The 10337-nt window shown below is 59.8% G+C and carries 6 protein-coding genes; 3 read left to right on the top strand and 3 right to left on the bottom strand.

Features of this window, described 5'->3' with window-relative positions; all coding sequences use genetic code 11:
* On the bottom strand, nt 1-2810 hold a 2810-nt coding region (locus AC3ZVB_RS00770; protein ID WP_490145530.1), incomplete at its 3' end, for a retention module-containing protein.
* Nucleotides 2811-3410: 600 nt separating this feature from the next.
* Here AC3ZVB_RS00770 and AC3ZVB_RS00765 point away from each other — a divergent pair.
* The 3 genes from AC3ZVB_RS00765 (at nt 3411) to AC3ZVB_RS00755 (ending at nt 8438) form a co-directional block, all read left to right on the top strand.
* Nucleotides 3411-4769 carry a TolC family outer membrane protein gene (locus AC3ZVB_RS00765; RefSeq protein WP_162436863.1) on the top strand — a complete coding sequence of 453 codons (1359 nt, stop codon included), beginning with the start codon at nt 3411-3413 and terminating at the stop codon, nt 4767-4769.
* Between the two features lie 132 nt (nt 4770-4901).
* Entirely contained in the window at nt 4902-7061 is a 2160-nt protein-coding gene (locus AC3ZVB_RS00760; RefSeq protein ID WP_162436864.1) for a type I secretion system permease/ATPase, read from the top strand.
* Nucleotides 7062-7070: 9 nt separating this feature from the next.
* Entirely contained in the window at nt 7071-8438 is a 1368-nt protein-coding gene (locus tag AC3ZVB_RS00755; RefSeq protein ID WP_162436865.1) for an HlyD family type I secretion periplasmic adaptor subunit, read from the top strand.
* Between the two features lie 148 nt (nt 8439-8586).
* On the opposite strand, the gene AC3ZVB_RS00750 is transcribed toward AC3ZVB_RS00755, so the two are convergent.
* On the bottom strand, nt 8587-9183 hold the full coding sequence (locus AC3ZVB_RS00750; protein ID WP_490145529.1) for a tRNA-uridine aminocarboxypropyltransferase: 597 nt from the start codon (nt 9181-9183) through the stop codon (nt 8587-8589).
* 13 nt (nt 9184-9196) lie between these two features.
* Nucleotides 9197-10093: a LysR family transcriptional regulator gene (locus AC3ZVB_RS00745; protein ID WP_490145528.1), complete on the bottom strand. Its 897-nt coding sequence runs from the start codon at nt 10091-10093 to the stop codon at nt 9197-9199.
* Between the last annotated feature and the right edge of the window lie 244 nt (nt 10094-10337).

The raw sequence follows: 10337 nt of genomic DNA, 5'->3' as shown, positions 1-10337 counted from the left end.
TTATGGATCTGCAGAACGAGGTTCGCGGTGCTGGTATCGCCGTCCGAATCGGTGATGGTATAGGCGAAGGTTTCCGTCCCGTCGCCACCGCCGTGCAGGGCTTTGAAATCGGCATCGCTGATGTTCAGGGTGTAGGTGTAAGTGCCGTTGGCATTGAGCACCAGGGTGCCGTAAACACCGGTGAAGGTGCCGGGGGTGATCGGGCCGGCATTCTCGCCGGTGACGACACGGTCGGCGCCTTGTACGTCGTTGGTCAGCACATTGCCGTTGAGGCTCAGCAGTGTTTCCGATGCGGTGCTGGCGTTGCTGTCATCCACCGCTTTGGGCACGTCATCGACGATGTTGACGTCGAGCGTGCCATTGGCCGTGGTGCCGTTGTCGTCAACCACGGTGACGGCAAATTGCTCAGGCAGATTGTTGGTGCCATTGGCGTTCGGATGGGTTTCGTTGTCGGCCAGGGTGTAGCTGTAGCTGACCACGCCGGTGGCGGGATCGAAACCGGTCACGGTCAGCGTGCTGCCCAACGGCGTGACAACTGATTGCGGGAAGCCTGCGCTCACGCCGCCGACCACCACGTTGATGCCGCCAATGCTTAGGGTCTGTACGCCATCAAGGGCGGTGATGGTGAAGGTGCCGCTTTGAGTCAGCGCGGTGGAGTCCGGTGCACTGCCGTCGCCGAGGTTTTTCTCGTAGACGGTCAACTCGCCGCCGTTGACGCTGAGGCCGTCGATGATCACCGGGTCGTCGTTGTTATGGATCTGCAGAACGAGGTTCGCGGTGCTGGTATCGCCGTCCGAATCGGTGATGGTATAGGCGAAGGTTTCCGTCCCGTCGCCACCGCCGTGCAGGGCTTTGAAATCGGCATCGCTGATGTTCAGGGTGTAGGTGTAAGTGCCGTTGGCATTGAGCACCAGGGTGCCGTAAACACCGGTGAAGGTGCCGGGGGTGATCGGGCCGGCATTCTCGCCGGTGACGACACGGTCGGCGCCTTGTACGTCGTTGGTCAGCACATTGCCGTTGAGGCTCAGCAGTGTTTCCGATGCGGTGCTGGCGTTGCTGTCATCCACCGCTTTGGGCACGTCATCGACGATGTTGACGTCGAGCGTGCCATTGGCCGTGGTGCCGTTGTCGTCAACCACGGTGACGGCAAATTGCTCAGGCAGATTGTTGGTGCCATTGGCGTTCGGATGGGTTTCGTTGTCGGCCAGGGTGTAGCTGTAGCTGACCACGCCGGTGGCGGGATCGAAACCGGTCACGGTCAGCGTGCTGCCCAACGGCGTGACAACTGATTGCGGGAAGCCTGCGCTCACGCCGCCGACCACCACGTTGATGCCGCCAATGCTTAGGGTCTGTACGCCATCAAGGGCGGTGATGGTGAAGGTGCCGCTTTGAGTCAGCGCGGTGGAGTCCGGTGCACTGCCGTCGCCGAGGTTTTTTTCGTAGACGGTGACCTCGCCACCGAACACGCCTAGCCCGCCAATCGTCACCGGGTCGTCGTTGTTGTGAATGTTCAGCACCAGCGTCGCCGTGCTGGTATCGCCGTCCGAGTCGGTCAGGGTGTAGACGAAATTTTCCGTCCCGCTGCCGCCGCCGTGCAGCGCCTTGAAGTCCGCGTCATCGGTGTTCAGCGTGTAGGTGTAGGTGCCGTTCGGATTGAGCACGAGGGTGCCGTACGTGCCGGTGAAGGTGCCACCGATCACTGGCCCGCTGTTGGGTCCGGTTGGAATACGGTCGGCGCCTTGGGTGTCGTTGGGCAGCACGCTGCCGGTCAGGGTCACCAGGGTTTCCGACGCTGTGTTGGCGTTGCTGTCATCGACCGCCTTGGGCGCATCGTCGGTGATGTTGATGTCCAGGGTGCCGGTGGCGGTATCGCCATTGGTGTCGCTGGCGACCACGGTGAATTGTTCGCTGAGATTGTTGGCGCCATCGCCGGCCGAATGGGTGTCGTTGCCATTGAGGGTGTAGCTGTAACTGACCACGCCCGTTGCCGGGTTGTAACCGTTGATGGTCAGGGTGTTGCCCAACTGGGTCGTGATCGATTGCGGAAAGCCTGAAGCCACGCCGCCGCTTAACACGCTGATGCCGCCAATGCTGAGGTTCAGCAGGCCGTCGGCAGCGTTCACGGTGAAGGTGCCATTCTGGATCAGCGCCGCCGGGTTGCTGGCCGAGCCGTCAGGCAGATTGGCTTCATTGAGGGTCAGTTCGCCACCGGTCGAATTGAGACCGCCGAGGGTAACCGGATTGTTCACGGGTGGCGGCGGGACGATGACGGGAGGTGCGTCGTCGTTGACGTTGTCATTGAGATCGGCGAAATGACGCTCCAGCGGAAACTCCGGAATGCCATTGAAGCCCGCTGTCGGGAAACCGATGGTCGGATCGACTCGACCTGCCACTTCTTCCAGCAGCACAAAACTGTGACCACCGCCCAGTGCACCGGACCCATTAGCACCAGACGGTCCAGCCGCAGTGGCTTCACCGGTCTGGGTCGGGTCTTCGCCGGCCGCAATGGCTTTTTGCAGTTGTTCAACATCGGTCAGCTGCGCTTCGCTTGGCGTAACGATCTCAGGCGAATCCACATGGGGCACCTGATTGGCGAGCAGCTGGGAGGTCATCTGCAGGCTGCTGTCACGCCCCAGAGTCAATTCCTGGCCGTTTTTCAAATGCACCGCCACCGCCCCTTCCGCGCCGGTGACCAGTTGATCGCCGGCAAACAGCCGATCACCTTCAACCAGTGCGCGTCGGGTGCCATCACCCGCGACCGCGAACACCTGACCAATGACCTTCGAGACGGTACCGATGAGCGTAGCCATGTGCATCTCCTCTGCCGCCAACCAGTGCCGGCAACCAAATTTTTTTGCGAAGAAAGTGCCCATGTCTGAAGCGAGCCGCTTTGCGAAAACACCTGCCGGACAGCTTGATTTACGTTACGTAATCCGCTGCCCTGGCGACACTCTCGCCAAACCTGTCGCTCATCGATGACCTGCGCCGGAATCGGACAAACCCAATGTAATCAACGACTTTGGGATCCCGTTTGGCAGAAATGATCACCTCCGAGCGATGCGTAACAGTCCTGAATCAGCAAAGTGACAAAAAAATGTCACCCCCTCAACTGCCCCGCCTCCCTCCCCTCCAGCACCTCTTCGTCCCTTATCGATAAATGGATGGAACTTAAATTTTGCCCTTGCAAGCTCCCTAGGGCTCGTAATACAAGGGTTCCACGAGAGAACAATGTGCTGGATTTTTCGGAGCGCATAAGTTTTTTTTGGCATAAGGCTTATGAGAAATATTTCTTAGCTATGCGCTAGAATGTTCTTAGCTGTGTTGTTACAAGCTTGAAACGGTTTTCACTATAAATGCCGTCAAATATTTGGCGACTGATAAGCATCATTAGGACTCAGGGAGATTCATCCATGCGCGTTTTAACCCCCCTCTGCAGCGCGATCCTGCTGGCAATGGCCTGCACATCTCAGGCTAACGCCATGTCGTTAACCGAGGCGATTCAGAGCACTATTGCCACACACCCGGAACTGGCTTCACGCGTGGACTCGCGCCTGTCCGCGGACGAAGAAGTCAAAGTCGCCAAAGGGGGCTTTTATCCATCGGTTGACCTGAACGCCGCATACGGGCGCGGGTACAGCGATAACACCAACACACGTTCGCTGGGCAATCACAACACCAAGATCCTGACCTACACCCAATCCGAGCTGCGTCTGCGGCAGATGCTGTTCGATGGTTTCAACACGGCCAACGAAGTCGAGCGCACCAAAGGCGTGGTCAACTCCCGTGCCTATTACGCGCAAGGCACCGCCCAGGACCTGGCACTGCGCACCATCGAGGTCTACCTCGAAGTGCTCAAGCGTCGCGAACTGGTGACCCTGGCAAAAAACAACTTGCAAGCCCACCTTCGGGTCAACGACCAGATCGGTCTGCGGACCGAGCGCGGTATTGGCAGCACCGCCGACTCCGACCAGTCCACCGCTCGTCGGGCACTGGCGCAAAACAACCTCGACACCGCGGAAGTGGATCTGGCCGATGCCGAATCGAATTTCTTCAGCGTTGTAGGGCGCCTGCCGGATGAGCTGGAAACTCTGCCATCGACGCGCGGCGAATTGCCTGCCACCTTGACTGAAGCCCAGCAGAGCATGGTGGATAACAACCCTTACCTGAAATCTGCCCAAGCCGACGTGCAATCGGCCGAAAGCCAGTACGAAGTTTCCAAGTCGCCGTTCTTTCCCCGCTTCGACGCCGAAGCAGCGGTGGGCGCGAACAACAACGTGCAAGGCGACGAAGGTCACGATAACGAGTGGCGCGTCGGTGTGGTGATGAACTACAACCTGTTCCGCGGCGGCAGCGACAAGGCCCGCCTGCAGTCCAATGCGCACCAGATCAACCAGGCCATGGACATCCGCAACAACGCCCTGCGCCAGCTCAACGAGAACATCCACCTGGCGTGGAACGCCATGCTCAACGCGAAGAAGCAAACGCCGACCGCCCGCGAATACGCCGAGACGACCAAGCGTGTACGTATGGCCTACCAGGATCAGTTCGGCCTCGGCCAGCGGACCCTGCTCGACCTGCTCGACAGTGAAAACGAACTCTACAACGCCAACCGCCGCTACACCGAAGTGCGCTACACCGAGGAATACTCGATGTACCGCGTGCTGGCGAACATGGGTCAGTTGTTGAGCAAGCAGCGTGTGGTGTTGCCTGCCGATGCGGTCGCCCAGTCTGAAGTGAAAAGCGAAGCTCGTTTGCCTGAACTGAGATAACCCCACAGGCTCGGGCCGTGTTCGGACGATCTTTTGATGTGATTCTGAAAAAAACAAAATCAAAAGATCGCCGGCTGCGGTAGTTGCTTCAGGGATTTGTATTGATGTGACAGTTCAACTGGAGCGATCAATGTGACCAGCATGGAACCCGGCAACATCGGTGTCGATCCGCGTCTTAGCTTCGATGACCCCCTTCTTGATGGTCTCTTGATCCTCTGCAAACTCCACGGTGCGACGGTCAGTCGCGCCAGTCTCAGTGCCGGCCTGCCGTTGAACAAGCAGCGCCTGAGCCTGGACCTGCTGCCTCGCGCAGCGGCCCGGGCAAGTTTGCAGGCGCGCATGCTGCGTCGTGAGCTGGCGGACATTTCCCCCCTCAACCTCCCTGTGATGCTGATCCTCAATAACGGTCGTACCGCGATTCTGCGGCGCTTCGGCGATGACGGCCGCTTGCTGATCCTGCCCAGCGAAGCCGACGGCGGGGAACAATGGGTCAGCCGTGAAGAGCTGGCTGAAAATTACAGTGGCCAGGCGTTGTTCGCCCGGCCGCGCCATGAACTCGAAGACTTGCGCTCACCGCTGGTGCCGCGCGTCGAGGCCTGGTTTCGCGACACGCTGAAACTGTCGAAATGGCTGTACAGCGATGCGATCCTGGCGAGCTTCCTGATCAACCTGCTGGGTTTGATGGTGCCGCTGTTCGTGATGCAGACCTACGACCGGGTGGTGCCAAACCAGGCCACCTCCACGCTGTGGGTGCTGTCCATCGGTTTGTTGATCGGCACCGGTTTCGAGCTGGTCCTGCGCGTGGTCCGCGCGCATTTGCTGGACACGGCGGGCAAGAAAACCGACGTGATTTTGTCGGCCACTCTGTTCGAACGCATTACCGGCATGTCGATGAAATCGCGACCTGCCACGATCGGTGGGTTTGCCCAAAGCATTCACGATTTCCAGGGCCTGCGCGAATTCCTCACGGCGGTCACGCTTACCAGTCTGATCGACCTGCCCTTCGCCGTACTGATGCTGGTGGTGATCGGCTTGCTCGGTGGCTGGCTGGTGGTGATTCCAATGCTGGCGTTCCCGATCACCATCATCTTCGCCATGGTGATTCAGGTCCGCCTGCGCGATACCGTGCAAAAAAGCCTGAGCCTGGGCGCCGAACGCCAGGCCTTGTTGATCGAAACCCTCGGCGGGCTGGAAACCCTCAAGGCCTGCAGCGCTGAAAGCGAGCGCCAGCACAAATGGGAAAGCACCCACGGCGCCCTCACCCGCCTCGACAGCCATGCGCGCAACCTCTCGGCGATGGCCACCAACGGCACGTTATTCATCCAACAATTTTCGGGCATGGCGACCATCGTTGCCGGGGTCTACAGCATCATTGCCGGCAACCTCAGCGTCGGCGCACTGGTGGCGACCTACATGCTGGGCAGTCGGGTACTCGCGCCACTGGGGCAGATCGCCGGGTTGATCACGCGCTACCAGCAAGCGCAACTGACGATGAAAAGCACCGATGCGCTGATGGGGCTGCCGCAGGAACGCGACGGCAAACAGCGGCCACTGGAACGCACGCAACTCCAAGGCGCTTTGGACGTCAGCAACGTGACCTTCCACTACAACGGGCAGAATGCCCCGGCGCTGCACAACGTCAGTTTCAGCATGAAACCCGGTGAGCGCATCGGCATCATCGGCCGCAGCGGCTCGGGCAAAAGCACGTTGGCGAGGTTGGTCATGGGTTTCTACGAACCCGAAGAAGGCCAATTGCTGCTCGACGGTCTGGACCTGCGGCAACTCGACGTCGCCGACTTGCGCCAGCAGATTGGCTACGTCGCCCATGACCTGCCACTGCTGGCCGGCAGCCTGCGCGACAACCTGACCCTCGGTGCCCGCTACATCAGCGACTCCAGAATGCTCGAAGTGGCGGAGCTCACCGGCGTGACCGAACTCGCCCGCTCGCATCCTCAGGGTTTTGACCGGCCCGTGGGAGAACGCGGTCAACTGCTTTCCGGTGGCCAGCGTCAGGCTGTGTTGCTGGCCCGAGCCTTGCTGCTCGACCCGCCGATCATGCTGCTCGACGAACCCACCAGCGCTATGGACAACAGCAGCGAAGACGTCCTGCGACAAAAACTGCACAGCTGGGTCCAGGGCAAAACCTTGCTGCTGGTGACCCACCGTACCTCCATGCTCAGCCTCGTGGATCGTCTGGTAGTCCTCGACAACGGACGGATCGTCGCCGACGGTCCGAAAGAAGCGGTCATCGATGCACTGCGCAAGGGCCGTGTCGGCTCTGCGGCGGTCTAGGAGTAGCCCATGGCTGGTACATCGTCCGACGCTTCAAAGGATCGCGGCTACTTCGGCAGCTTCAGCAAAAGTGCCGAAAGCGAATTCATGCCGGAAACCGCCGGCGCCGCGTTGCAGGACTCACCGCGCTGGTCGCGGATCACCGTCTGGCTGGCGGCCGGTCTGCTTATCAGCGCGGTGGTCTGGGCCAAGTTTGCCGTGTTGCAGGAAGTCACCACGGGTGAAGGCAAGGCGATCCCGTCGAGCAAGGTGCAGGTGATCCAGAACCTGGAAGGCGGCATCGTCACTGAAATATTCGTGCGCGAAGGGCAAATGGTGAACAAGGGCGACAAATTGCTGCGCCTGGATGACACGCGGTTTCTGTCGAACAAGGGTGAAAGCGAGGCGGACCGTTATGCCTTGACGGCGCAGGTCGAACGGTTATCTGCCGAGGCCGAAGGACGACCTTTCAAGCTGTCGGCAGAAGTGATTGCCAAGGCACCGCAAGTGGCCGAGGACGAACGCTCCCTGTACGAACAACGGCAGCGTCGACTGGCCAGCGAACAGCGCACGTTGAGTGAGCAACTTCGGCAAAAAACCCAGGAACTGGCGGAATTTCGCTCCAAACAGGGCCAGTTCAGTTCGAGCCTCGCTCTGCTGCAACAAGAGATGAACATGTCCGCGCCCCTGGTGGGAACCGGGGCGGTGTCCCCGGTGGAAATCCTGCGCCTCAAACGCAGCGCCGTGGAGATACGCGGCTCGCTGAACGCCACGACGCTGGCGATTCCCCGAGCCGAATCGGCGATCAACGAAATCAAAAGCAAGATTGACGAGTCGGAACAGTCATTCCGCTCGGACGCCGCCAAAGAGCTGAATGAGAAACGCACCGATCTGTCGAAAATCACGGCATCAAGCATTGCCATCGACGACCGCGTCACCCGCACCACGGTGGTCTCGCCAGTGCACGGGATTATCAAGGTGCTGAAGGTCAACACCATTGGCGGCGTGGTGCAGCCGGGCAGTGACATGGTGGAAATCGTGCCCTTGGAAGACAACCTGCTGATCGAAGCCAAGGTCCGGCCGCAAGACGTGGCATTCCTGCACCCCGGCCAGAAAGCCATGGTCAAGTTCAGCGCCTACGACTACACGATCTATGGCGGGCTGAGTGCGAAGCTGGAGTTGATCGGGGCGGACACCATTACCGACGACAAGGGCAACAGCTTTTATCTGATCCAGGTAAGGACCGACAAGAATCACCTGGGTGGGGACGTGAAGCCTTTGCTGATCATTCCCGGGATGGTGGCGACGGTGGATATCATTACCGGGGAGAAAAGTGTGTTGGATTACCTGCTTAAACCGGTGCTCAAGGCACGGACCGAGGCGATGCGCGAACGATAGATCAGGCCAGAATCTTCATTGACTGTGCACTGGCTATCGCTAGCAGGCTAGCTCCCACAGGGGATTTGGGAGCGATCAAGACTTTGTATTCTCAACTGATCAACTGTGGGAGCTAGCCTGCTGGCGATCAGGCCAGCACTAGCAACACCTATCTCGGCCCATGATTGCGCTGGAAGGTATCCTCCCCCATCGCCGCAATCTGCCCCTCGATCAATGCCTCGAACGGCTTCAGCAACGGCTCGAAAGAGCTCGGCGCTTCCAGCGTTTGCAAGGCCTGGACGATCGCTTCAACCGTCGACAACGCACCCGGTCCCGGCGCCTTGCGCAATCGATATCGCGACACCCCGCCCTCAGCCAGGGTCACCCGGGGCAACGCTGCCAGCAGCGGATTGAGGTGCAGCATTTTGCGCGCCTTGCGCCAGGTACCGTCCGGCACGACCAGCAACAGCGGTTCCTCGTGTTCGGTGTACGCCTGCAACGTCTGCGCATCATCGGCAGGAAACAGCAATCGCGCCCTATAGCCTGGGCGATTCAACAGCGCCGGCAAATCCTCGAACACTTCGCCGACGACCAGCTCGGCATTCTTCAGCCCCAATGCCGCCAACCGCGCGGTGTTCAGCGCATGGTTCACCTCACTGGGATGCTGTAACAGCAACACCCGGGTGCGGCTATCGAGGTGCGGGATCAGCGGGCACAGGCAGTGGGTTTGCGGGCGCAGGCAGCGTGGGCATTGGAGTCTGGACATGCTTGCTTTTCCTTTAAGCAGCCTGATTGAGCTGTGCTTTGAGCAAATCGCGGAAGGTCTGGATCAACGGTTCACGGCTGCGGCCACGGCGCACGATCATCGAAAATGGCGCCTGATAGCCGAACGTCGCCGGCAACAGCACGCGCAAATCGCCCTTGTCGGCCCAGGCCTGGGCGTAATGCTCCGGCAAATAACCGATGTAGGCGCCCGACAGCACCAGAATCAGCTGCGCCTCCATACTCTCCACCGTCGCCGCGCTGTGTTTGAAGCCATGACGCGCCAGTTCCGCCTGGCTCCAGTAGCCGCGCCCCACCATGCGCTGCTGGGTGATGACTTGCTCGGGGATACGTCGTTCGGTGAACAGCGGATGGCGACTGCTGCAATACAACCAGTGCTGTTCACGGTACAGCGGCATGTAGACCAGACCGCTCATGCGCGTCGAGAAAGCACCGATGGCCAGGTCGAGGCGATTGTCCTGCACGCCGAGTTGCAGCTCATAGGGGCTCATGACCGACAGGTGCAAATGCACCGCCGGGTGTTCCTGGCTGTAGGCGCCGATGGCTTCGGCGAAGGGCAAGGCCTTGTCGCTGACGGTAGAGTCGATCACCCCCAGATTCAGCGTGCCACGCAGCTCGCCTTTGAGGGCCGCGGCGTATTGCTCGAAACCTTCGAGCTCGGCCAACAGGCGCAAGGTTTCCTGATGAAACAGTTCGCCCTTGCTGGACAGGCTGAAACCACCTCGACCGCGATGGCAGAGCACCAGGCCAAGCGCAGCTTCGAGCTGGCTCATGTAAGTGCTGATCGCCGACGTGGAAAGGTTGAGCTCATGCTGGGCAGTGGCGAACCCCTGATGACGGACCACGCTGACGAAGATGCGCAATAGTTTCAGGTCGGGTAAAGCGTTGGCCATGGGGGCTCCAGACAGCAGCTGATCATTTCCTGAGTTTCTCCGCCGCTTTGTAGGAGCTGTCGAGTGAAACGAGGCTGCGATCTTTTGATCTTGATGGTTGAAGATCAAAAGATCGCAGCCTCGTTTCACTCGACAGCTCCTACAGGAGATCAGTCGCGCAGTCGCGCAGGGCGAGGTCCTCAGGCGGAGAAGTCTATCGCCCCTCCCGTCATTAGTTTAGAAAAATCTGAACTAAGTATTTGCC

It is taken from the genome of Pseudomonas sp. MDV22-iso1 (assembly GCF_058145095.1).
Note: the sequence above shows the minus strand (reverse complement) of the source record. Positions and strands in the feature narration are given on the sequence as shown.

What these genes read in the sequence shown, in the direction of transcription:
- AC3ZVB_RS00755 (WP_162436865.1), top strand. Translation starts at nt 7,071, where the DNA reads ATGGCTGGTACATCGTCCGACGCTTCAAAGGATCGCGGCTACTTCGGC.
- AC3ZVB_RS00750 (WP_490145529.1), bottom strand. Translation starts at nt 9,183, where the DNA reads ATGTCCAGACTCCAATGCCCACGCTGCCTGCGCCCGCAAACCCACTGC.
- AC3ZVB_RS00765 (WP_162436863.1), top strand. Translation starts at nt 3,411, where the DNA reads ATGCGCGTTTTAACCCCCCTCTGCAGCGCGATCCTGCTGGCAATGGCC.
- AC3ZVB_RS00745 (WP_490145528.1), bottom strand. Translation starts at nt 10,093, where the DNA reads ATGGCCAACGCTTTACCCGACCTGAAACTATTGCGCATCTTCGTCAGC.